Origin of the sequence: Cryobacterium soli, assembly GCF_003611035.1 — a bacterium.
Taxonomy (GTDB): domain Bacteria; phylum Actinomycetota; class Actinomycetes; order Actinomycetales; family Microbacteriaceae; genus Cryobacterium; species Cryobacterium soli.
The window spans coordinates 2569689-2590904 of sequence record NZ_CP030033.1; the positions used below are offsets into that span (position 1 = coordinate 2569689).

A 21216-nucleotide genomic window follows, 5' to 3' on the forward strand; every position below is an offset into this window, starting at 1 on the left:
CAAGGTCCGTTCTGTGTGGCGCTCAAGGATTGGGCGCACGAGGTGAGGAAGAGGGAAGGAGGTCATGGCCCTAGAACCCGGGTAGCAGCGACACGACGAGGTCGATGAGCTTGATGCCCAGGAACGGGGCGATCACCCCGCCGAGACCGTAGATGAGCAGGTTGCGGCCCAGGATGCTCGACGCGCTCGCCGGGCGGTAGCGCACCCCGCGCAGCGCCAGCGGGATCAGCGCCACGATGATGATGGCGTTGAAGATGATCGCCGAGAGGATCGCCGACGCCGGTGAACTCAGCTGCATGATGTTGAGCACCGCGAGCCCGGGGAACACCCCGGCGAACATGGCCGGGATGATGGCGAAGTACTTGGCCACGTCGTTCGCGATGGAGAACGTGGTGAGCGCCCCGCGGGTGATCAGCAGTTGCTTGCCGATCCGCACGATGTCGATGAGCTTGGTGGGGTCCGAGTCGAGGTCGACCATGTTGCCGGCCTCCTTCGCGGCGGAGGTGCCGGTGTTCATCGCCACGCCCACGTCGGCCTGCGCCAGGGCCGGGGCGTCGTTGGTGCCGTCGCCGGTCATCGCCACGAGGTTGCCGCCCTCCTGTTCCCGGCGGATCAGCGCGAGCTTGTCCTCCGGAGTGGCCTCGGCGAGGAAGTCGTCGACGCCGGCCTCGGCCGCGATGGTGGTGGCGGTGAGGGCGTTGTCGCCGGTGACCATGATGGTGCGGATGCCCATCGAGCGGAGCTCGGCGAAACGCTCCTTGATGCCCTCCTTGACGATGTCCTTGAGGTAGACCACCCCGAGAACGGTGCGCTCGCCGAGGTCGGCGGCAGCCGTGCCGGCCGCAACGGATGTGCCGGTCGCGGCTGTACCCAGGGCCACGACGAGCGGAGTGCCGCCGAGCCGGGAGATGCGTTCCACCTCGGCGGTGAGCTCGGCCAGCACGGTGTCGGGCACGGGCCCCGCCTCGCCGACCCAGGCGAGCACGGCCGAGCCGGCGCCCTTGCGGATCTGGCCTCCCGCGGCCAGGTCGATGCCGCTCATGCGGGTCTGCGCGGTGAACGGCACAATGTCACCGGCCAGGGTGTCGGGCCGGTGGAATCCCCGCTCCGCGGCAAGGTCCACGATCGACTTGCCCTCCGGGGTGGGGTCGCTGAGCGAGGAGAGGGCGGCGGCCCGCACCAGCTCGGCCTCGGTCACCCCGGTCAGCGGGGCGAACTCGCGGGCCTGCCGGTTGCCGTAGGTGATGGTGCCGGTCTTGTCGAGCAGCAGGATGGTGACGTCACCGGCCGCCTCCACGGCTCGGCCCGACATGGCCAGCACGTTCCGCTGCACGAGCCGGTCCATGCCGGCGATGCCGATCGCCGAGAGCAGCGCGCCGATCGTGGTGGGGATCAGGCAGACCAGCAGGGCCACGAGCACGGGCAGGCTCACCGTCGCCGCGGAGTAGCTGGCGATCGGATTGAGGGTGAGCACCACCACGAGGAACACGATCGACAGGCTGGCGAGCAGGATGTTCAGCGCCAGCTCGTTGGGCGTCTTCTGCCGGGCGGCTCCCTCGACGAGGGCGATCATGCGGTCGACGAAGGTTTCGCCGGGTTTGCTCGTGATGCGCACCACGATGCGGTCGGACAGCACCCGGGTGCCGCCGGTGACGGCGCTGCGGTCGCCGCCGGATTCCCGCACGACGGGAGCGGATTCCCCCGTGATCGCGGATTCGTCGATCGAGGCGATGCCCCAGACGATGTCCCCGTCGCCGGGGACCAGCTCGCCGGCGACGACGATGACGGTGTCGCCCAGGGTGAGGTCGGCCGAGGAGATCGTGCGCACCGACGCGCCCTGGGCGCCGGGGTTGGTGTCGGCCTGGTAATCGAGCACCTGGGTGGCGCTGGTGCTCGTGCGGGTCTGCCGCAGGCTGTCGGCCTGGGCCTTGCCGCGGCCCTCGGCCACGGACTCGGCCAGGTTGGCGAAGATCACGGTGAGCCAGAGCCACACCGCGATGCCCCAGGTGAATGAACCGGGCACGGCGGAGCCGCCGGACTCGCCCGGGCCGCCGAGGAACGGCTCGGCCACGGCGAGCAGGGTGGTGAGCACCGCCCCGATCTCGACGATGAACATCACGGGGTTGCGCCACATCAGGCGCGGGTCGAGCTTGCGCGCGGCCCCAGGAAGCGCGGCCAGCAGTTGCGCGGCGCTGATCGTCTTCTGGGGCGTGGACGAGTGCGGTGTGGGGCGCTGGTCAGGGGCGACCGATTTTGGGGTATTGGACAGTGTGGTCATGGCTTACTGCAGCCCTTCCGCCAGGGGACCCAGCGCGAGTACGGGGAAATAGGTGAGGGCGGTGATGATGAGCGTCACGCCGATGAGCAGGCCCACGAACTGGGGCCGGTTGGTGGGCAGGGTGCCCGCGGTGGCCGGCACCCGGTCCTGCGCGGCGAAGGAGCCGGCCAGGGCCAGCACGAACACCATCGGCAGGAACCGACCGAGCAGCATCACCACACCGAGAGCCGTGTTGAACCAGGGCGTGTTGGCGGTAAGGCCGGCGAACGCCGAACCATTGTTATTGGCCGCGGAGGTGAAGGCGTACAACACCTCGGAGAAGCCGTGCAGGCCGGGGTTCCAGATCGACGTGGTCTCCACATCCGCCCGAATCACTGGGATGGCGAAGGACAGCGCGGTGCCCAGCAGCACCAGGGTCGGCGTGATCAGGATGTACAGGCTGGCGAGCTTGATCTCGCGCGGGCCGATCTTCTTGCCCAGGTACTCCGGGGTGCGGCCCACCAGCAGGCCGGCCACGAAGACCGCGATCACGGCGAGGATCAGCATGCCGTAGAGGCCGGAGCCGACTCCGCCGGGGGCGACCTCGCCGAGCATCATGTTGAGCATCGGCATCATGCCGCCCAGCGCCGTGTACGAGTCGTGCATGGAGTTCACCGCGCCGGTGGAGGTGAGGGTGGAGGTCGTGGCGAACAGGGTGGATCCCCAGATGCCGAACCGGGTCTCTTTGCCCTCCATGGCGCCGCCGGCCAGGCCCGGCGCGGTGCCGGCGCCGCCCAGTTCGAACAGGGTGAGCGCCGTGAGCGAGACGACGAAGATCGTGGCCATGGTGGCCAGAATCGCGTAGCCCTGGCGCTTGTCGCCCACCAGGGTACCGAAGGTGCGCGGCAGGCTGAACGGGATCGCCAGCATCAGCACGATCTGGAACAGGCTGGTCCAGGCGGTCGGGTTCTCGAACGGATGCGCCGAGTTGGCGTTGAAGAACCCGCCGCCGTTGGTGCCGAGCTCCTTGATCGCCTCCTGGGAGGCCACCGGACCGCCCGGGATCGACTGGGTGGCACCGCTGAGGGTGCTCACGTCGGTGAATCCGGTGACGTTCTGGATCACGCCGCCGGCCAGCAGCACGATCGCGCCGATCACCGCCAGCGGCAGCAGCAGACGCAGCACGCCGCGGGTGAGGTCCACCCAGAAGTTGCCGATGGTGCCGGAGCGGCGCAGCATCAGGCCGCGCACGAGCGCGATGGCCACGGCCATGCCCACGGCGGCCGAGACGAAGTTCTGCGCCGCGAGCCCGGTGAGCTGCACCGTGTAGCCCAGGGTCACATCGGGGGAGTACGACTGCCAGTTGGTGTTGGTGACGAACGACGCGGCGGTGTTGAAGGAGAGCCCCTCGGGCACCGCGGGGAAGCCCAGCGAATACGGCAGAACGGCCTGGGCGCGCTGGATCGCGTAGACGAGCAGCACCCCCACGAGGGAGAACGCGAGCACGCCGCGCAGGTAGGCCGACCAGGTCTGCTCGCCGCGGGGATCCACGCCGATCAGCCGGTAGAAACCGCGTTCAACGGCGAGGTGCTTGCGCGAGGAGTAGATGGTTGCCATGTAGTCGCCGAGCGGACGGTAGATGACCGCGAGCACGGCCACGAGAGTGAGGGCCTGCAGAATGCCCAGCCAGACCGGCACTAGAACCGCTCCGGTTTCGCGAGGGCGAAAACCAGGTAACCGATGGCGGCCACGGCGAGCACCGCGGCGACGACGTTGAAGACGATCACAGTTTGGCCACCCCCCAGGCCACCAGGGCGATGAGCGCGAACACGGCGATGACGCCGAGCACGTAGACGATGTCGAGCATGCGTTCACTCCATTCATGGGCCGTCGAATTGGCGGCCGGCACGTGTGCTCCGCACGAGCACGAACTGAGTAAACACCCGCCCGGCACCGCTCACCGGAATCCTTACGAACCCCTAACGCCTCCCATCCGACGCGGTTCGCGCGGGGCAGGTTTGCGCTTGCGCGGTCGGGTCCGGTTGAGTGATCGCATGACGGATGCCGACTACCGCTTTTCTTCAGACACCGCCGAGATGGACCGCGCCCTCGTGCACGCCTGGCTGAGCACCGAGGCGTACTGGGCGCTGGGGCGCACGAGAGTCGTGCAGGATGCCGCGATGGACGCATCCGTGAACTTCGGTATGTTCGATGCGGCGACTGGCCGGCAGGTCGCTTACGCGCGTCTGGTCACCGACTCGGTCACCTTCGCCTGGCTCTGCGATGTGTTCGTGGACCCGGCCGTGCGCGGCAGCGGCGTGGGCGTGGCGCTCATCGAGAACGTCGCCGCGGTGCTCGACGCCCTGAACCTGCGGCGCGTGGCGCTGGCCACCTCCACCGCCCACGGTCTGTATGCCAAGTTCGGTTTCGACACCGTGGCCGCACCCGATCACTGGATGGAGCGCCGCTGACGGTAGACGGTTCAGGGCAGCGAAAAGCCCCGGTGCCGCTCACGCTTTGGGGGAAAGGGAGCGGGCGCCGGGGCCGATGTTTGGAGTGGGGGAACTCCGAGTACTACGGTACGCCCTCGGACCTGCGTAGAGGGTGTTCAGACTCTAAGAATCCTCTATGTGTTTGTGATGCGGAGAGCGGTTTCGCGGCGGGCGAGGCTCAGAGAGCGGCCCCGGCTAGGGAACCGGTGGTCTTGTCGGGGCCCATGATGAGGCAGAGGATCTCGTGGTCGCCGCCCTCCCAGCTGCCCTCGGTGGGGGAGAGGTAGTTGAAGTCCAGCGGTGCCGCCTCGCTGTAGTTCTTGCCGTAGAAGGTCTCGAACTCGGTCATGCAGCGTTCTTCGGCCACGGTCGTGATCGCGTCGGCGCCGGGGTAGGCCTCGTCGTCGCTCACGTCGAACGCGAAGTAGGCCTCGTAGTCGTGGGCGTCGGTGCAGGGAATCGCCTGGACGCTGTCGATCTGCTCGGCATCCTGGTCGTTGAAGCAGTCGCCGACGGCCAGGGTGAACACATCGGCCTTGCCGGCCTCGCTGATCTCCTGGGTCTCGGCGTCGCGGGCGGCTTCCTTGGGGAAGAGATCGGTGATCGCGCTGCAGCCCGACAGGGTGAGGGCGCCCACCGAGAAGACGGCGGCGGCGAGGAGGACCCTCAAATGGGACGTGGTGCGGGACATGGAAGTGCCTTTCGAATGGATGCGGGCACCATCGACGGCACGCGGGTCCGGGCGTGCCGAGACGGTGCAGAGAACTGCACGCCGGCGCTCGAACCCCGAATATTGGCGCTGGCGGCGTTTCTATACTGGCCGAATTCGAAACAAAAGCGCAAGCGTCTCGGGCGCCGCAGTGGCGGCCGGCCTCAGGCTTACCCTGCCTCCGACCGCCTGCGCCGGGCCGTCTCAGGCCTCCCGCCTCACACTCAGCGGCGCGACCGAAGCAGCGTGAAGGATCCGTCCCGCACGATCAGGGTGCTCACGGGCGCCGTCACCTGCTGGCCGGGGTCGCTGGACGCCGCCAGTTCCCACTCCCCGTTCGGCGCCTCGGGGATGCTGAACTCCACCCCGTTCGCGGCCGCGTTCAGCAGTAGGGCGAACGCGTCCTCGCCGGCATGCTCCAGCACGAAGGTGATGGCGTGGGCGTCGTCATCGGTCCAGTCCTCGTCGGTGAACTCCTCGGCATCCGCCCGCAGCACCCGCACGGTGTCTGTCGACTGGGCACTCGGCGCCTGCCGGAACCAGTCGGGGCGGAGCGCGGGGTTCTCGCGGCGCAGCTCGAGCAGGGTGCGGGTGAAGTCCAGCAGTTCGGTGTCTGTGTTGGCCCAGTCGAACCAGGAGATCTCGTCGTCCTGGCAGTAGGCGTTGTTGTTGCCGCCCTGGCTGCGGCCGAGTTCGTCGCCGCCGAGGATCATCGGCACACCGGCGGAGAGCAGCAAGGTGGCCAGGAGGTTGCGGCGCATCCGGTCACGGCGCTCGTTCACCTCGGCGTCGTCGGTGGGGCCCTCGATGCCGTTGTTGGTGGACTGGTTGTCGCTCTCGCCGTCGTTGTTGTCTTCGCCGTTGGCCTCGTTGTGCTTCTCGTCGTACATGGTGAGGTCGGCCAGGGTGAAGCCGTCGTGCGCGGTCACGAAGTTCACGCTCGAGAGCGGCGAGCGGCGGTCGGCCTCGTAGACGTCGGGGCTGCCGAGCACCCGCTGCGACAGCGTGCTGAGCAGGGAGGCGTTGCCGTGCCAGAACCCGCGCACGTCGTCGCGGAACTTGCCGTTCCACTCGGACCAGTCGGCGGGGAAGCCGCCGACCTGGTAGCCGGCGGTGTCCCAGGGCTCGGCGATCATCTTGACCGGCGCGAGCACCGGGTCCTGCTGGATGAGGGTGAGGAAGGCGCTGTGCAGGTCGGCGTCGCCGCCCTGCCGGGTGAGGGTGGTGGCCAGGTCGAAGCGGAAGCCGTCGACGTGCATCTCGGTGACCCAGTAGCGCAGCGAATCCATGATCAGGCCCAGCGCGGCCGGGTGGCTCACATTCACGCTGTTGCCGGTGCCGGTGGTGTCGAAGTAGTTGCCCCGGTCGCCCTCAACGAGGCGGTAGTACGCCTCGTTGTCGATGCCCTTGAACGAGAGGGTCGGGCCCATGTGGTTGCCCTCGGCGGTGTGGTTGTAGACCACGTCGAGGATCACCTCGAGGCCGGCGGCGTGCAGGGCCTTGACCATGTCCTTGAACTCGGCCACCTGGGCGCCGGTGTCACCGGCCGCGGCGTAGTCGCCGTGCGGGGCGAAGAAGCCGATGGTGTTGTAGCCCCAGTAGTTGCGCAGGCCCTTCTCCTCGAGGTGGCTGTCCTGCACGAACTGCTGCACCGGGATGAGCTCTACCGCGGTCACACCGAGGTCGGTGAAATGCTTGATCGCCGCCGGGCTGGCCAGGCCGGCATAGGTGCCCCGGATGTCTTCGGGCACATCGGGGTGGGTCTGGGTGAAGCCCTTGACGTGCACCTCGTAGATGACCGATTCGGCCAGCGGCGTGAGCGGGGCCGCGTCGTCGGCCCAGTCGAAGGCCGGGTCGGTGATCACGCACAGCGGGGTGTGGCCGGCGGAGTCGCTGGTGTCCAATTCGAGCGGATTCTGCTGGTCATGACCGAAAACCTCCTGGCCCCAGGTGTAGTCCCCTGACACGGCGGTGGCATGCGGATCCAGCAGCAGCTTGTTCGGGTTGTGGCGTACGCCGTTCGCCGGATCCCAGGGTCCGTGCACCCGCAGGCCGTACCGGGTGCCCACTCCGGCGCCGGGCACGATGCCGTGGAAGACGTGGCCAGTGCGCTGGGTCAGCGCCGTGCGCGTCTCGGTGCCGTCTTCGTCGAAAACGCAGAACTCGACGCTGTCGGCCGTCTCGGAGTACACCGCCATGTCGACGCCTCCGTCGACGAGGGTGGCACCCAACGGGTAGGGCAGGGAACGGGGCGCGGCGGTGGTCATGATGCTCTTTCGGTCTGAAATTATTCGCACGAAGGTGCGAGAGAGTGGAAACGATATCCGGCGGATCGGCGGCGAAACTGAGAAGAACCTGAGTCCCTTCCCTGTCGGGGGACGCTGCTAGTGTGCTGTCTCAAACAGGCGGAACGCCGGCTGAACCCTCGGCCGCCACCGTTCCCGCTGGTGATGAAGGGAATCCCATGAAGGCATCCGCAGAGCTCGGCAGCAACCTCCAGTCCGTGCTCGTCGACTTGATCGAGCTTCACATTCAGGGCAAGCAGGCGCACTGGAGCGTGGTGGGCACGAACTTCCGTGACCTGCACCTGCAGCTCGACGAGATCATCGACGACGCCCGCATCTTCACCGATGAGCTGGCCGAGCGGATGCGCGCGCTCGACGCCCTGCCCGACGGACGCACCGAGACGGTCACCAAGACCACCCACCTGGCCAAGTTCCCCGCCGGCGAGGTGGACACCACCGAAACCGTGACCTTGGTCACGGCGATGCTGACGGCAACCGTTGACAACATCCGCGAGATTCACGAGGCTGTCGACGAGGCGGACCCGGCCAGCGCGGACATCCTGAACGGCTTCATTCTGAAGCTCGAGCAGTACATCTGGATGGTCAGCGCGGAGGACCGGAAGCCCCGCAAGCCCACGGCCAAGGACTCCACCAGGCCGACCGGCAAGGCCACGGCGTAAGCGATACAGCGATTCCGGACCAATCCGGCCGGTCAACGTGACGAATCACCTCGTGGCACCGTCACAGCTATGAACCCAATGGTTTGAACCTCGTGGTTCGAACCGAATGGCTGAGACCGTGACATCGCGGAATCTACCCTGCGGCGCTCATCCGCCGCACGAAGAGGACAGAGGAAGACGATGACCCAAGTAATCGAGACCATCGACGTCGACGTTCCCGTACGCACCGCGTACAACCAGTGGACCCAGTTCGAGTCGTTCCCGCACTTCCTGGACTTCGTGCAGTCGATCACGCAGATCGACGACACGCACACGCACTGGGTGGTCAAGATCGCCGGAGCCGAACGTGAGTTCGACGCCGTGATCACCGAGCAGCACCCCGACGAGCGGGTCGCCTGGAACAGCACCTCCGGCGAGGAGAACCACGCCGGCGTGGTCACCTTCCACAAGCTCAGCGACACGACGTCCAGGGTCACCGTGCAGTTGGACTGGGAGGCGGAGGGCTTTCTGGAGAAGGTCGGCGCCGTCTTCGGTGTGGACGACCACGTGATCAAGAAGGACCTCAAGAACTTCAAGGAGTTCGTCGAGAACCCGGCCAACCAGAACGACGGCTGGCGCGGCGAGGTACAGATCTAGTCGCACGCGAATATCGGAAAGGGGCCGCACACTGTGCGGCCCCTTTTCCTGTGCCGTACCTCGTTAAGAGGAGAAATTGATTTTAGAAGGACGGAATTGGCCAAAACGTCCTCTTTTTCGACCGATGTCCTCACAAACGGCGGCTGCCGCCCGAGTCCTGCTAGATTTCGGCCACGACCACGGGTGGCGACGAGCGGGGGCTCTCTTGCAACGCAGGACGAAGACCGGACCGGCCAGGGTGGCTGGGCTGCTGGTCGCCGGAGTGGCCGTGGCGCTCTCGGGATGTGCCGCAGGCACTGCCAATCCCCATATCGGTGCCGTGCTGGACACTCCTAGGGAGGCGGAGGATGCCTGGCCCGTGGACACCGAAGACCTCGATATCGATCTGGACTCGAGCCGGCTCGTGGGAACGCTCGATCACGTGGACTACTTCGTGGCGTCCTACTCTGATGCGGACACGGATGACGGCGTCTGTCTGCTGCTCTCGGGCCCCGACGGCCACTTCGTGGCCGCGTGCAGCCCCAGCGAGAGTGGGATGTCGATGTTCGGCATCGGAGTGGGGAGCGCCCGTGTCTCTGCCGACATCGTGACGTATCCAGCCTCGGCCGGGTGGGTGCAACTCACCGACTTCCTCCTGGTGAACCCCGGCGCCTCCACACCCTGACGATGAGGATCAGCCGGCTTTGGACCAGGCCTCCCGCAGGCAGTCCAGCACGGCCGGTTCGAGGTCCGACATCCGGCGCAGCTCGAGGTGGTGCATGAAGTGGTTGAGGGTGGGTTCCACCACTTCCTTCCAGCGCGGTGACGTGTCGAACCGGTCCAGGTCGATGGTGAGCACGAGCGGGGCGACGGCGCCGGAGAGGAACTGCCCGGGCAACCAGGTCCACGCGAACGAGCGGCTGCGGCGGAACGCGACCTGGCTTTTGGTGACCCGCATCTCGGTCGGTCCGATCCGGAGGAGGGCCGAGCGCACGGCGTCGAAGAGGGGGCGGGCCAGCGGATCGCGCCCGGCGAAAAACTGTTCGAGCGGAATGGGTTTACCGACTGCGGTCATGTGCAGCAGGGTAGCCCCGTCGACCCGATGCCGGGCGGGAGCGCTGCGACGGGAGTAGTTTGGCAGCGGTACGACCGTCAGCGGGTATGCGGGGATGCGCGTTCACAAGCCGAGGAAGGCCATGGGATGCCGAGGTACACCGAGGAATGACCCGTCATGTTGCGTAAATTGGGGGTGAGCGTCGCCCGCCACCGGCTGATCTCGGTGCTCTGCTGGGCGGTGGCGCTCGCGGCTTGTGCGGCCACGGCCCTGTTCGGGGTCACCGGCGAGAGCCTGTTCCAACGCCTGTCCAGCGAGGGGCCCTCGGTGCAGGCCGAGGCGCAGGCCGCTGCCGACCGCCTCGCCGGTCCATCCGGCCAGCAGACCGAGTCGCTGTCGCTTCTCGTGCACCCCACCGATCTCAGCTCACCCGACCTGGCGGCCATCCTGGATTCCGCCACGCTGCGGCTGCAGCAGGTCGACGGGGTGACCCAGGTGATCAACCCGCTCACCATACCCCCGCTGCCCGACGGCACACCCAACCCCGCGGCCGCGCCGCTGCTCTCCGCCGACGGCGAGGGTCTGCTGTTCACCGCCGAGATGGAGGCCACCGACGGCACCGTCAGCGACTCGCTGCTCACCTCGGTGGAACGCCGGCTCGATGTGGCGGCCGACGAGGTCAGCCAACTCGACCCGGGCGCCCAGGTGGAGGTGGGCGGGGCGCCGCTCGTGGTCGAATCGCTCGTCGCCGTGGCCGAGTCAGACCTGCAGAAGGGCGAGCTGATCGCCCTGCCCATCGCGCTGCTGGTGATGCTGGTGATCTTCGGCGGATTCCTGGCCGCCGGCATCCCGCTGGTGGGCGCCATCGCGTCGATCATCGGGGCGCTCGGGATGCTCTACGCCTTCACCTTCGTGCTGGACATCGGCATCACCGTCATGAACGTCATCACCGTGATCGGGTTGGGCCTGTCGATCGACTACGGCCTGCTCATGGTCAGCCGGTTCCGGGAGGAGTTCCGGGCCCGGGTGGGCGGGGAGGGTCCGGGCGCCCCCGCCGGGCGGCCAGGCCCGCCGGTCGCGGAGGCCACCGAGCTGGCCACCGGCGAGCTGTTGACCCTGCCGCACCATCGGCATAGTCGGCACGAACTCATGCTGCAGGCTGTGGGTGGCACGGTGAACACGGCTGGGCGCACGGTGCTGTACTCGGGGTTGACCTTCGCGATCGCCACAGCGGGCCTGCTGGTGTTCGAGCCGTCCATCATCCGGGCCATCGCGATCGGGGCCATCTGCGTGGTGCTCATCGCGATCCTCACCGCGCTGGTTCTGGTGCCGGCCCTGCTCGGTTACCTGGGCGACCGGTTGTTGCAGCCGGGCCTGCTCACCCGCATCCCGGGCCTGGGCCGTTGGCTCACCCGGTTCGGCGACATCGCCCCCGAGGAGGGCGTGTTCTCCCGGCTGGCCCGCGGCGTGCAGCGGGCGCCGCTGCTGATCGCGCTGGCCGCCACGGCCGTGCTGCTGTTGCTCGGCAGCCCGGTGTTGTCGATGACGGTGTCGAACAGCGCCGACGACGCCATTCCGCCGTCGTCCACCCAGTACGACTTCCTCACCACCCTCTCCGAGGAGTTCCCGCTCGCCACCGCGCCGCGCGTGCAACTGGTGTCGAGCACCGACCAGTCGGCCGCGGCAGCCTGGGCCGACGACGTGGCGACCCTGTCCGGGGTGACGGATGTCTCGCCGCCGGTCGACCGGAACGGCTACTGGGTGTCCCGGGTCGATGTGGAGACCCACCAGGGCGCCGACGTGGTGCGGGAGATCCGGGCCGACCGGCCGGACTTCGAGAACTGGGTCGGTGGGGCCGATGCGCAGGCCGTCGACTACCTCGATTCCCTCGCGCAGGGGGCGCCCTGGGCGGTGCTCATCATCGCCGTGGCCACCTTCGTCTTGCTGTTCCTCATGACCGGGTCGGCCGTCATCCCGCTCACCGCCCTGGCGATCAGCGCCATCTCGCTGGGGGCGGCGGCCGGGGTGCTGGTCTGGGGGTTCCAGGAGGGCAACCTGTCGGGCGTGCTCAACTTCGACCCCGACAGCATCTCCGGCGTCGACGCGCTCGTGCTCACGCTCGTGCTCACCTTCGGGTTCGGCCTGGCGATGGACTACGAGATGTTCCTGCTGGCTCGTATCAAGGAGCACCACGACAGGGGCGAGAGCACCCGGAAGTCGATCGAGACCGGCCTGCAGAGTTCGGGGCGCATCATCACCTCGGCGGCGCTGATCATCGTGCTGGTCTTCGCGGGCTTCGCCACGGGCGAGCTCATGCAGATGAAGCAGATCGGCACGGCCCTGGCGGTGGCGGTGCTGCTGGATGCGACGCTCGTGCGCATCGTGCTGGTGCCGGCGGTGATGACCTCGCTCGAGCGCGTGCTCTGGTGGTCGCCGCGCTGGACGGCGCCCATCCACGCTCGCTTCGGCCTGCGCGAGTAGCCGCCCGCCGCCCGTCCCTGACTGTTCCCGCCCCGGACATGTGCGCCTCGCGCACCGGGCGCACATGTCCGCTCTGGGCACAGTTGGGCCGCCGGGGCGAGGAACAGGTGGGGACGGTGCAGGTGGGATTGGTGCAGGCAGCCAGGCAGCCAGGCAGCCAGGCCGTCAGGCAGCCAGGCCGTCAGGCGGCCAGGATGGCGACGCCGGCGCCGCGCAGGTCGACCAGAGCCGGGTGGTCCGCGGCGGTATCGGTGACGACGCCCGCGACCTCGCCGAGAGGCAGCACCCGGTAGGGGGAGGCCGCGCCGATCTTCTCCGCGCTCGCCAGAACATAGGTGTCGGCCGCCCGCCCGGCCAGGGCCCGCTTCATCGCGGCCTCCTCCACGTCCCCGGTGGTGAGCCCCGCGGTGGCATGCACGCCCGTCACGCCGAGCAGGAACAGGTCGGCTGACACCGCCTGGGCGGCCTCGACCGCGGCGGCTCCGCAGGCCACCGCCGAGTGCTTGAACAGGCGCCCGCCGATCAGGTACACCTCCACACCCTCGTGCGGCACCAGGGCGGCTGCGATGGTGGGGCTGTGGGTGATGACGGTGCAGACCAGCTCGGCGGGGAGCGCGTGCACCACGGCGAGGGTTGTGGTGCCGCCGTCGAGGATGACGGTGCTGCCCGGGGTGATCAGCTGGGCCGCGCGCGCGGCGACCCGGTCCTTGCTGGCCGGCTGCACGAGGGTGCGGTCCGCGTACTGTGCGAGTGCCGCCGACACGGGCAGCGCCCCGCCGTAGACGCGCTGGCACAGGCCGGCCGCCGCGAGTTCGCGCAGGTCGCGGCGCACACTGTCGTCGGACAGGCCCAGCTCGGCCGCGATCTCCTTGGCGACCACCTTGCCGTCGCGGGCCAGTCGAGCGAGGAGGAGGGCCTGTCGTTCCGCAGCCAGCATTACACGTTCCTTCCGATTTGTGCATGTTTCTGCACGTTGTACTACTCTAGCGGACATGACCGCATCCTTGATGATCCTGATCGCCGGCCCGTACCGATCGGGCACGGGCGACGACCCCGTGCTGCTCCGCCAGAACCTCGACCGGCTCGAGCAGGCGGCCTGGCCGATCTTCCGTGCCGGCCACCTGCCGATGATCGGCGAGTGGGTGGCGCTGCCCGTGCTCGCCAGCGCCGGGGTGACGGATGTCGCGCATCCGTTGGCCGCCGACGTCATGTACCCCACGGCCGAGCGCCTGCTCGAGCGGTGCGACGGCGTGCTGAGGCTCCCCGGCGCGTCTCAGGGGGCCGACCAGGATGTGGTCATCGCCCGCCGTCTGGGCATCCCCGTGTACACGAGCCTGGCCGAGGTCCCCGGCGTGGGCGCGCCGTTGCCGCAGCCGTTGCCGCAGCCGTGACCGCCGCTCCTGCCGCCGACTCCGGCGACTCCGGCGCCTCCGCCATGAATGACGCGGCCGTGACCGCCGCAATCGACGTCACCCTCACCGGCCGGCCCGGCATGGACCGACCCGGCATGGACCGACCCGGCATGGACCGGCCCGACGGCCGCGGCCGCACCGGACTGCACCTGACCGCGGCCGGGCTGGGCGGTAATCCAGACGTCACGGTCGGCCGGGTCGAGGTGACCAGCGACGGCTGGCACGTGCTGCGCCGCACCACGTTCGACTACCGCCGCCGCGACGGCCGCGTGGTGCGCGAGCAACGCGAGACCTACGACCGCGGCAACGGCGCCACCATCCTGCTCTACGACCCGGTGCGTCGCACGGTGTTGCTCACGCGCCAGTTCCGCTACCCCGCCTACGTCAACGGGCACCCCGACGGCATGCTCATCGAAGCCGCCGCCGGCCTGCTCGACGACGATGCGCCCGAGGTGGCCATCCGCCGCGAGGCGACCGAGGAGCTCGGCGTCGTCGTGGGGGAGCTGCGGCACGTCTTCGACCTCTATATGAGCCCAGGTTCGGTCACCGAGCGGGTGCACTTCTACGTGGCCGCCTACAGCCCCGCCGATCGGGTCGCCGCGGGCGGAGGCCTGGCCGAGGAGGGCGAAGACATCGAGGTGCTCGAGATCCCGGCCGACGACGCCCTGCGCATGGTGGCCGACGGCCGGATCGTCGACGGCAAGACCGTCATCCTGCTGCAGTGGGCGGGGCTGACGGGGCTGCTCTGAACCCCCTGCGCCGCCACCTGCGCGCACTCACCTCCAAAGGGTTGTTTGACAGTAGGCGAACGGATGTCTAACCTGAACACATGCCCACTCCCCACGAACTCGAGGGCCTGCGCGTGGTGGCCCATCCGCTCCGGCTCAAGCTGCTCTCGCTGCTCACGGCCGAGAGCCTGAGCGCCGCCGAGGCCGCCCGGATGCTCGGCGAGAGTCAGGCGAACGTGAGCTACCACCTGCGCCGGTTGGCGCAGGCGGGCCTCGTGCACCTGGTCGAGGAGGCCCGGGTTCGCGGCGGTGTCGCCAAGCGCTACCGGCACGATCCGTCGTCGGGGGAGGCCCTCGCCAGCGGGGACGCGGACGGGCACCGGGCGTTGATGTCGGCCCTGTCGTCCGAACTGGTGCAGCGCAGCGGCCGCTACGAGCCAGGCGAGCCGATCGTCTTCACCGACGCCGAGGTGCTGTTGCCCGCCCAGGCGTGGCAGCGGGTGCGCGATCTCGGGCGTGAGCTGGGCCGGCTCCTGCACGACGAGGCCGTGGCCGCCGGCACGCCCGGCGCCGTGCGGGTGGCCGCCACCGTCGCCCTCTTCCCGGTCGCCCCGGCCCTCGCTGCCCCGGCCACCGAAGCCCCGCCCCCCTCCGATCCCGGCGCGGAGTGATCGCCGGATACCTGCAGGCGCTCCGCACACCGGGAGCCCTCCGGGTCTTCCTGCCCGCCCTGCTGGGGCGCCTGTCGTTCGCCATGGTGACGCTCGCCCTGCTCTACAGCGTGCAGACCAGCACCGGCTCCTTCGCCGCGGCGGGCGCCGCCACGGGGGCGTTCGGGCTGGCGAACGTGATCGCCTCGCCCTACCGCGCCCGGATCGTCGACCGGGTCGGTCAGCGGATGGCGCTGGGCACCATGAGCATCCTCTTCGCGCTCGGCCTCGGCGGGGTGGCCTGGGCGACGACCCGGACCGACGCACCCGTCGGGCTCGTGGTCGGCATCGCCGCCCTCACCGGCCTCTTCCCGCCGCCGCTCGGCGCCGCCATGCGGGTGATCTGGGGGTCGCTGACCGCTCCGGGCCCGCAGCGCACCCGCGCGTACAGCATCGACGCCGTGTGCGAGGAGGTGCTGTTCACCGCCGGGCCCTTGATCGCCGCGGCGATCATCGCACTGACGAGCCCCGCGACAGCACTGCTCGTGACGGGCGGCATCGCGGTGCTGGGAACCCTGGGCATGACCGGGGGTGCGGCCTCCCGGCAGCGCGGCGCCCGCCGCACGCCGGCGCCACCGGCTCTGCGCCCGCTGCGGCAGCCCGGCTTCGCCCTGGTGCTGGTGGCCCTGCTAGCGGTGGGATGCGTGCTCGGCACAGCCGAGGTGGCCGCCCCCGCCGTGGCCGAGCGGGCGGGCTCGGTGCAGGTGGCGGGGATGCTTCTGGCCGCCTTCGCCGCGGGCAGTGCGATCGGCGGGCTGCTCTATGGGCAACGCGTCTGGCGGGCCTCCCTCGGGGTGCGGCTGCTGGTCACCGGCACGACGATGACCGTGCTGTGCGCGGCCCTCGCATTGCTGTCCGGGCTGCTCGCCCTCGCCGCAGTGCTCGCCCTGGTCGGCTTCTTCCTGGCGCCCGCGCTGATCACCGGCTACCTCAGCGCCGACGAGCTCACGGCGGCCGAGGTGCGCACCGAGGCCTCCAGCTGGATCAACACGGCCGTCAATGCGGGTGCGGCGGGGGCCGCGATCGCCGTCGGCGCCGTGGTCGACGTGGCCGATCCGCAGCTCGGCTTCCTCGTCGGAGCGGTCATCGCGCTCGTGCTCTTGCTCGTCGTTGCGCCCCGGCTCGCGCGGGGTGCCGGCCGGACTCGACCGCCGGACCGGACTGCCCTCGAGGCCGCCCGGTCCGGCGACGCCCACTGACGGAACGGGACCGCCGTCACCGAACCGACCGGGCGGCGTGCCGTGCGCGGCGCCGGATGATCCCTTCGGCCACGGCCAGATTCAGCAGCCAGGCGGCGCCCATGATCGCCGTTCGGGAGGGCTCGTCGGTGGGCCCGAACAGCATGGCTCCGGGGATGAGCAGGAGTGCCTGGGTGCCGGCTGCCACCCCGATCGCATAGGCCCGGGTCATCCAGCTGCCGTGGCCGACAAGGTCGCGGCGCGAGATCGCGCGGATGCCCAGGACGAGGCCGGCCACCATCGCGGCCCCGAAGAACAGGCGAAGCAGCGACATGACCAGGCCGTCGCCGGGCGGATGCGGGTAGAACGCCGCCATCCACATGCCGGAGAGGGCCGCGAGCAGCCCGGCCGGAAGGAGGAGGATGCGGCCCGCGACCCGGTGCCAGCCGGCACGGCCCCTGCGCAGGGCCGGCACGAACTGGAAGGCTCCGACCAGGCTGAAAACCGTGGCACCCACGATGTGCGCGAGCACCGGAACCGGGGAATCGAGGAACCGGGCGTTGTGCGCGGTCGGCGCGGCTCCGCCGGTCAGTTCGCCGACCCGGGCGGCGCCGGCGAGCACCGGGATGAGGCTGAGCAGGATCAGCCCGGTGGGAACCAGCCATGAGGAGCGGGGGCGCGAGCGCTGGCTTCGGGGCGTTTCGGTGATCTGTGCGTCGTTCATCAGCGTCAGCTCCTAGGGGTGGGGCGGCGTCGGGTTGACCGAGAGGAGGGTGAGTCCCACGTCGCCGATGCGCCGCAGGATCCCGTGCAGGGCGGCCTGGTCGGTGACCGGGCCGGTCAGAATGGTGGTTCCATCTCGGCAATCGGTCAGCTCGAAGCCGTCGAACCAGTCGCTCCAGCCCGCATCCAGCTGTCCCTGGATGCGGATCTCGAAGCGGTGCGGATCAGCGAGTCTGGGTGGCACGGCTGGTGCCTCGCTCGGTACCCGTGGTGCCCTCACTGGCTTCGGCACCTTCGGTGGGCTGCTGCACCGCTCGGCGCTGGGTCGACCACAGCGAGTAGCCGAGCCAGATCAGCGCCAGACCCATCGGAATCGCGGCCATCCGTTCGACGGCGTGCGGAAGCAGGCCGGCCACGGGCGTCAGCACGGCCGCGACGATGAGCAGGATGCCCGCCCCGCGGGACAGGACCCGGGCGCGGAGGAGCGCGATGCCGAACACGAGGGCGCCGACGAAATAGAGGGCGCTGCCCACGGGCACCACCAGCGCCAGCGGGCCGAGGTCGGTCGTGCTGGCGTAGCGGCCGAACAGGCCGACGAAGTCCGTGGCGAACTGGGGCGCGGCATCCGTGAGCAGGGGCGCGATGAGGGCCTCGGCGAAATTGAAGGCCGACTGCAGGATGAAGAAGAGACTGAACATGAGATAGCCGATCAGGCCGAGCACCCCGAGCCGGCGCACCTGGCTGAGGTACAGGCCCGCCAGCCCGATGAGCGCGAGCACGGCCATGCTCATACTGAGCAGGTGCACGACCAGCCACATCGGGGTGGTGATCGACGTGATGACATCCCGGGGATGGATGAACTGGATGACGATGTAGATCAGCCCGGCCAGCGCGGCGGATGCGCCGGCGGCGCGGGTGAGGCCGGACGGGGTCACGGTGGCACGGGTCACAGTGGTTCGGGCCGGGGTGGCCGGGGACGGTGCGGAACGGGTGGCGCTCATGGTGTTCTCCTCGAGTGGTGATGTCGATTGGCAGGGATCCCCGGGCGGCAACCTGAGGATGACTGGAATCTACGGAGACACCTGGTGACGCGGCATCACCCGGCATGGTGATCGACGTGGTGATTGTGCGCATGGCTGTGCCGAGGATCGTACGGATTCCTGGGCTAGAGCAAGCCCAGCGCTTCCGCCCGGCGCACGGCAGCGGGGCGGCTGTTCACCTCGAGCTTGCCGAAGATGTGCCGGGTGTGGGTGCGCAGGGTGTTCAGCGAGATGTAGAGCTCCCGGGCGATATCGGGGCCGCTCAGTTCGCTGGCCAGCAGCCGCAGCACGTGCCGCTCGCGTTCGCTCAGCGGCTCGGCGAGTCCGCCCACCGATGTCGCACCCGCACGTACCGGCAGCGCGCCCGCGCCCGGCGGGAGGGCGCCGCTCAACCGTCGGACGGCGTCGGGAGCGATGCCCGCGGCCGCGGCATCCCGCACCAGCACCGCCAGCGGTTCTCCCTCGTCGAGGAACAGCCGGCAGTACCCCTCCGGCTCCGCCCGGCGCAAGGCCTGCTCCAGGGACTCCAGCGCCCGCGCGGTGTCGCCGTTCGACGCGTGCGCGAGCGCCTGCAGCAGCTGGATCTCGGTCACGCTGCCCCACCGCCGCCCGGTCTCGGCGGCCGCGAGCAGGCGGCCCAGCAGGTTCAGCGCCTCGCGGAGCCGGCCGGCGCCGGGGTCGGCCCGGTGCCCGGCGAACAGCAGGCGGGCCAGGGTCAGGTGCTCGAATTCGCGCAGGTAGCTCGGGGCATCCGTGCTCGACAGGCCGCGCCCGGTCGCCCACGCGGTGGCCTCGCCCAGGCGTCCCTGGCGGATCCACACCCGGGCCGTCTGCGCGTCGATCGGGCGCAGTTCAGGCAGGAACCCGCGCCGGTAGTGCTGCTCCGCCGCGCCGAGCAGCTCGAGCGCGGCCTCGGGGTCTCCCTCCGCCTGTCGGATGCGTGCCATCGACACGAACCAGCGGTACCGGTTCTCGTGCGAATGCGCGCTCTCGCCGAGCGCCTCGCTCGCGGCCAGGCGGGCCAGGGCGGCGGGCAGGTCGTTCTGCTCGCACAGGACCTCGCTGAGGCCCACCTCCAGGTCGCCGGTGGCCTGCGGGGGAGCCCCCTCGGCGATGCTCAGCCGGAGCGCCTCCCCGAGTGCTTCCTCATAGGACCGCTGGGCATCCCGCAGCCGGCCCTGGCCCAGCAGCATGTCGGCGGTGGGGATGGTCGTGCCGAGCGCATCCGCCAGGTTGCCGGCCCGCCGCAGGCTGCTTCGGACCTCACCGAACGCCCGCACCCCGGCGTCGAGGTCGCCGGTGGCCCACGCGGCGAGCCCGAGGAACCCGGCCGCCGCACCCCGGCCCAGATGGTCGCCGGGTTCGGTGACGTCGAGGGCCCGTTGCGCGTGGGTTCTCATACCGGCCAGGTCTCCGTGGGCCTGCGCCACCGCGGCCCGGTACACGGCGATCGTCACGGGCAGGGTGCGCAGTTCCTCGCTGGGTGCCGAGTCGTGCGTGGGCCGCCCCGTCTCATCGCGGGCGGCCAAGGCGCCTTCTGCGGCGGCCAGCCGGGGCTCGACGGCGTCCACATCGCCGGCGACGAGCGACGACCACGCGTGATAGACACCCAGAACGGGCCGGCGACGGATGACGGGCGCCGGCAACAGCGCCAGCCAGCGCAGCAGGGTGGTGTCGTGCCGGCTCAGCCGCACGGCCGGAACGGCGAGCTCGATCAGCCGGGCCGCCCGCTCGACATCGTCGGCCGCCAGCGCGTGCGTCACGGCGTCCTCGATGAGATCGTTGCGTTCGTACCACTCGCTCGCTCGGGTGTGTAGAACGTGCAGGCCGGGATCGTGCCCGGTCAGCCGGGCCCGGAGCACGTCGGCGAACAGGTGGTGGTACCGGTACCACTGCCGCCGGTCGTCCAGCGGAACCACGAACAGGTTGTCCCGCTCCAGGGCGGCCAGCATCTCGCTGCCGCCGGTGAGTCCGGTGACGGCGTCGCAGAGCGCACCGTTCAGCCCGTCCAGGACGGATGTCCGCAGCAGGAAGTCACGCACCGTCGCGGGTTGGCGCTGCAGCACCTCCTCCACGAGATAGTCGAGGACGAACCGGTTGCTGCCGGCGAAGCCGGCGATGAAGCCCGATACGTCGTCGCGTTCCCGCAGTGACAGGGCGGCCAGCTGGAGCCCGGCGATCCACCCCTCCGTGCGGGCCTCGAGCACCGCGACATCAGCCGCGGACAGGTTCAGCCCCATCATCTCGGTGAGAAAGCTTGCAGCCTCGGCCGGGGTGAAGCGCAGGTCAGACGCCCGCATCTCGGTGAGCTCACCGCCGGCGCGCAGGCGGGCCACCGGGAGGAGCGGGTCCGACCGGCTGGCCAGGGCGAGATGCATCGTCGGCGGCTGGTGGTCGAGCAGGAACGAGACGGCGTCACGGACCGGCTGGGCCTCGACAGCCTGGAAATCGTCGAGCACCAGGATGATCGGGGTGGCGCTCGCGGCAAGGGCATTGATCACAGCCGTCAGGGTCTGGTCGACCGGCCCCGGTTGGACCGCCGCGGCGCCCAGGTCCAGCGTGGGGTCGGCTGTCTGCAGGGCGCTGACCAGGTAGCCGAGGAACCGGGCCGGGTCATTGTCGGCCTCGTCGAGCGAGATCCAGGCGACCCTCAGCAGAGGATCCCGCCGCAGGGCGTCGGCCATCCACTCGCTGAGTGCCGAGGTCTTGCCGAACCCGGCCGGGGCCGATATGAGCGTCAGTTTGCGGCCCAGGCGGCGCCCGTCGTGCAGCTTCTCGATGAGCCTCGGCCGCAACACGGCGTGCGGTCGCACGGCCGGAACGAACAGCTTGGTGGTCAACACCGGCAGCGC

Annotated in this window: 21 protein-coding genes; 9 read left to right on the top strand and 12 right to left on the bottom strand. The window is 69.8% G+C overall.

Annotated elements, in window-relative coordinates:
• Positions 1–70 precede the first annotated feature (70 nt).
• The 4 genes from kdpB to DOE79_RS21050 are packed head-to-tail and all read right to left on the bottom strand — an operon-like array spanning position 71 to position 4166.
• Positions 71–2278, bottom strand: coding sequence for a potassium-transporting ATPase subunit KdpB (gene kdpB, locus DOE79_RS11830; protein ID WP_120338652.1), 2208 nt, complete (start codon positions 2276–2278; stop codon positions 71–73).
• A gap of 3 nt (positions 2279–2281) precedes the next feature.
• Positions 2282–3955, bottom strand: a complete 1674-nt coding sequence (gene kdpA, locus DOE79_RS11835; RefSeq protein WP_120338653.1) for a potassium-transporting ATPase subunit KdpA — start codon at positions 3953–3955, stop codon at positions 2282–2284.
• Positions 3955–4044 carry a potassium-transporting ATPase subunit F gene (locus tag DOE79_RS11840; protein ID WP_120338654.1) on the bottom strand — a complete coding sequence of 30 codons (90 nt, stop codon included), beginning with the start codon at positions 4042–4044 and terminating at the stop codon, positions 3955–3957. Before DOE79_RS11840 ends, kdpA begins: the two co-directional genes overlap by 1 nt.
• Entirely contained in the window at positions 4041–4166 is a 126-nt protein-coding gene (locus DOE79_RS21050) for a hypothetical protein (protein WP_281270238.1), read from the bottom strand. The genes DOE79_RS11840 and DOE79_RS21050 overlap by 4 nt, the downstream gene beginning before the upstream one ends.
• A 145-nt stretch (positions 4167–4311) precedes the next feature.
• Here DOE79_RS21050 and DOE79_RS11845 point away from each other — a divergent pair, with 145 nt between their 5' ends.
• Positions 4312–4728, top strand: a complete 417-nt coding sequence (locus DOE79_RS11845; protein WP_120338655.1) for a GNAT family N-acetyltransferase — start codon at positions 4312–4314, stop codon at positions 4726–4728.
• Between the two features lie 199 nt (positions 4729–4927).
• On the opposite strand, the gene DOE79_RS11850 is transcribed toward DOE79_RS11845, so the two are convergent.
• Both DOE79_RS11850 and glgX read right to left on the bottom strand, forming a co-directional pair.
• On the bottom strand, positions 4928–5440 hold the full coding sequence (locus DOE79_RS11850; protein WP_120338656.1) for a septum formation family protein: 513 nt from the start codon (positions 5438–5440) through the stop codon (positions 4928–4930).
• Positions 5441–5682: 242 nt separating this feature from the next.
• Positions 5683–7725 carry a glycogen debranching protein GlgX gene (gene glgX / locus DOE79_RS11855; protein ID WP_120338657.1) on the bottom strand — a complete coding sequence of 681 codons (2043 nt, stop codon included), beginning with the start codon at positions 7723–7725 and terminating at the stop codon, positions 5683–5685.
• A gap of 197 nt (positions 7726–7922) precedes the next feature.
• Between glgX and DOE79_RS11860 the strand changes: the two genes are divergently transcribed.
• The 3 genes from DOE79_RS11860 (at position 7923) to DOE79_RS11870 (ending at position 9723) form a co-directional block, all read left to right on the top strand.
• Positions 7923–8423: a Dps family protein gene (locus DOE79_RS11860; RefSeq protein ID WP_066598564.1), complete on the top strand. Its 501-nt coding sequence runs from the start codon at positions 7923–7925 to the stop codon at positions 8421–8423.
• A 180-nt stretch (positions 8424–8603) separates the two neighbouring features.
• The gene (locus DOE79_RS11865) at positions 8604–9059 is read left to right on the top strand and encodes an SRPBCC family protein (protein WP_120338658.1); all 456 of its coding nucleotides are present in this window, start codon (positions 8604–8606) and stop codon (positions 9057–9059) included.
• Positions 9060–9417: 358 nt separating this feature from the next.
• The gene (locus tag DOE79_RS11870; RefSeq protein WP_120338659.1) at positions 9418–9723 is read left to right on the top strand and encodes a hypothetical protein; all 306 of its coding nucleotides are present in this window, start codon (positions 9418–9420) and stop codon (positions 9721–9723) included.
• A gap of 9 nt (positions 9724–9732) precedes the next feature.
• On the opposite strand, the gene DOE79_RS11875 is transcribed toward DOE79_RS11870, so the two are convergent.
• On the bottom strand, positions 9733–10113 hold the full coding sequence (locus DOE79_RS11875; protein ID WP_120338660.1) for a DUF5655 domain-containing protein: 381 nt from the start codon (positions 10111–10113) through the stop codon (positions 9733–9735).
• 156 nt (positions 10114–10269) lie between these two features.
• Between DOE79_RS11875 and DOE79_RS11880 the strand changes: the two genes are divergently transcribed.
• Positions 10270–12573, top strand: a complete 2304-nt coding sequence (locus tag DOE79_RS11880) for an MMPL family transporter (protein ID WP_120338661.1) — start codon at positions 10270–10272, stop codon at positions 12571–12573.
• Between the two features lie 181 nt (positions 12574–12754).
• On the opposite strand, the gene DOE79_RS11885 is transcribed toward DOE79_RS11880, so the two are convergent.
• Positions 12755–13510: a DeoR/GlpR family DNA-binding transcription regulator gene (locus DOE79_RS11885; RefSeq protein WP_120338662.1), complete on the bottom strand. Its 756-nt coding sequence runs from the start codon at positions 13508–13510 to the stop codon at positions 12755–12757.
• Between the two features lie 55 nt (positions 13511–13565).
• Here DOE79_RS11885 and DOE79_RS11890 point away from each other — a divergent pair, with 55 nt between their 5' ends.
• From DOE79_RS11890 to DOE79_RS11905, 4 genes are all read left to right on the top strand, one after another.
• On the top strand, positions 13566–13964 hold the full coding sequence (locus tag DOE79_RS11890) for a DUF4406 domain-containing protein (RefSeq protein WP_245976911.1): 399 nt from the start codon (positions 13566–13568) through the stop codon (positions 13962–13964).
• Between the two features lie 116 nt (positions 13965–14080).
• Positions 14081–14734: an NUDIX domain-containing protein gene (locus tag DOE79_RS11895; protein ID WP_120340307.1), complete on the top strand. Its 654-nt coding sequence runs from the start codon at positions 14081–14083 to the stop codon at positions 14732–14734.
• An 80-nt stretch (positions 14735–14814) separates the two neighbouring features.
• Complete coding sequence (locus DOE79_RS11900) at positions 14815–15384, top strand: helix-turn-helix domain-containing protein (RefSeq protein WP_120338663.1); 570 nt, start codon at positions 14815–14817, stop codon at positions 15382–15384.
• On the top strand, positions 15381–16622 hold the full coding sequence (locus DOE79_RS11905; RefSeq protein WP_120338664.1) for an MFS transporter: 1242 nt from the start codon (positions 15381–15383) through the stop codon (positions 16620–16622). Before DOE79_RS11900 ends, DOE79_RS11905 begins: the two co-directional genes overlap by 4 nt.
• Before the next feature lie 16 nt (positions 16623–16638).
• On the opposite strand, the gene DOE79_RS11910 is transcribed toward DOE79_RS11905, so the two are convergent.
• From DOE79_RS11910 to DOE79_RS11925, 4 genes are all read right to left on the bottom strand, one after another.
• A complete protein-coding gene (locus DOE79_RS11910; protein WP_120338665.1) occupies positions 16639–17325 on the bottom strand; it encodes a DUF2306 domain-containing protein in 687 nt (228 codons plus the stop codon).
• Between the two features lie 12 nt (positions 17326–17337).
• On the bottom strand, positions 17338–17568 hold the full coding sequence (locus DOE79_RS11915; RefSeq protein ID WP_120338666.1) for a hypothetical protein: 231 nt from the start codon (positions 17566–17568) through the stop codon (positions 17338–17340).
• Positions 17549–18325 carry a hypothetical protein gene (locus tag DOE79_RS11920; RefSeq protein WP_120338667.1) on the bottom strand — a complete coding sequence of 259 codons (777 nt, stop codon included), beginning with the start codon at positions 18323–18325 and terminating at the stop codon, positions 17549–17551. The genes DOE79_RS11915 and DOE79_RS11920 overlap by 20 nt, the downstream gene beginning before the upstream one ends.
• 164 nt (positions 18326–18489) lie before the next feature.
• Positions 18490–21207 carry a winged helix-turn-helix domain-containing protein gene (locus tag DOE79_RS11925; protein ID WP_220094216.1) on the bottom strand — a complete coding sequence of 906 codons (2718 nt, stop codon included), beginning with the start codon at positions 21205–21207 and terminating at the stop codon, positions 18490–18492.
• Between the last annotated feature and the right edge of the window lie 9 nt (positions 21208–21216).

What these genes read in the sequence shown, in the direction of transcription:
- kdpB (WP_120338652.1), bottom strand. Translation starts at nt 2,278, where the DNA reads ATGACCACACTGTCCAATACCCCAAAATCGGTCGCCCCTGACCAGCGC.
- DOE79_RS11845 (WP_120338655.1), top strand. Translation starts at nt 4,312, where the DNA reads ATGACGGATGCCGACTACCGCTTTTCTTCAGACACCGCCGAGATGGAC.
- DOE79_RS11850 (WP_120338656.1), bottom strand. Translation starts at nt 5,440, where the DNA reads ATGTCCCGCACCACGTCCCATTTGAGGGTCCTCCTCGCCGCCGCCGTC.
- glgX (WP_120338657.1), bottom strand. Translation starts at nt 7,725, where the DNA reads ATGACCACCGCCGCGCCCCGTTCCCTGCCCTACCCGTTGGGTGCCACC.
- DOE79_RS11860 (WP_066598564.1), top strand. Translation starts at nt 7,923, where the DNA reads ATGAAGGCATCCGCAGAGCTCGGCAGCAACCTCCAGTCCGTGCTCGTC.
- DOE79_RS11865 (WP_120338658.1), top strand. Translation starts at nt 8,604, where the DNA reads ATGACCCAAGTAATCGAGACCATCGACGTCGACGTTCCCGTACGCACC.
- DOE79_RS11875 (WP_120338660.1), bottom strand. Translation starts at nt 10,113, where the DNA reads ATGACCGCAGTCGGTAAACCCATTCCGCTCGAACAGTTTTTCGCCGGG.
- DOE79_RS11880 (WP_120338661.1), top strand. Translation starts at nt 10,270, where the DNA reads ATGTTGCGTAAATTGGGGGTGAGCGTCGCCCGCCACCGGCTGATCTCG.
- DOE79_RS11885 (WP_120338662.1), bottom strand. Translation starts at nt 13,510, where the DNA reads ATGCTGGCTGCGGAACGACAGGCCCTCCTCCTCGCTCGACTGGCCCGC.
- DOE79_RS11890 (WP_245976911.1), top strand. Translation starts at nt 13,566, where the DNA reads ATGACCGCATCCTTGATGATCCTGATCGCCGGCCCGTACCGATCGGGC.
- DOE79_RS11895 (WP_120340307.1), top strand. Translation starts at nt 14,081, where the DNA reads ATGGACCGACCCGGCATGGACCGGCCCGACGGCCGCGGCCGCACCGGA.
- DOE79_RS11900 (WP_120338663.1), top strand. Translation starts at nt 14,815, where the DNA reads ATGCCCACTCCCCACGAACTCGAGGGCCTGCGCGTGGTGGCCCATCCG.
- DOE79_RS11910 (WP_120338665.1), bottom strand. Translation starts at nt 17,325, where the DNA reads ATGAACGACGCACAGATCACCGAAACGCCCCGAAGCCAGCGCTCGCGC.
- DOE79_RS11920 (WP_120338667.1), bottom strand. Translation starts at nt 18,325, where the DNA reads ATGAGCGCCACCCGTTCCGCACCGTCCCCGGCCACCCCGGCCCGAACC.